Source organism: Acutalibacter sp. JLR.KK004 (assembly GCF_036941085.1).
In the GTDB taxonomy this organism is placed as follows: domain Bacteria; phylum Bacillota; class Clostridia; order Oscillospirales; family Acutalibacteraceae; genus Acutalibacter.
In genome coordinates, this window is record NZ_JAYMNQ010000011.1 from 1 (window position 1) to 419 (window position 419).

Here is a 419-nt window from a genome sequence, read left to right on the forward strand (position 1 = left end):
GCGCTCCAAAATGGCTTTGCGCAGGATACGCTTGCCGCCGATCCAGCCCATAAAGCTGTCCATATAATAGTCCATCCCTTCATAAAATTAAGGGGCAGAATCCTCGGACGGACTACCAAAGGGCAGCAGGCTATTTCAGCTTTTCCGCGATCCGCTTGGCAAGCACAGCGGCCTTGCAGTCGCTATGAGTCAGGCCCAGCTTACCGCCGCCCACGCCGGAGATAATACCTTTCTCCACCAGCTCCCGGATATCGTCCCGCCAATAGCTGGGCACCTCATCCAGTGTGTTGTAGGTGGGGTTGATCTCATCGTACATCTTCTTAAATTCCTTGCCAGTCATGATGCTTTCCTCCTTTGCCGCCGGGTCTTTGGCCGAGGCAATTTTATTGATGTAATCCAGGCACACCCAGCCCTCGCCG

Annotated in this window: 1 protein-coding gene; it reads right to left on the reverse strand. The window is 54.4% G+C overall.

Going from position 1 to position 419, the window contains the following annotated elements; translation table 11 throughout:
* Positions 1 to 130 precede the first annotated feature (130 nt).
* Positions 131 to 419: S-layer homology domain-containing protein (locus tag VSQ30_RS20560; protein WP_334467153.1), on the reverse strand; the 289-nt coding region annotated here is incomplete at its 5' end.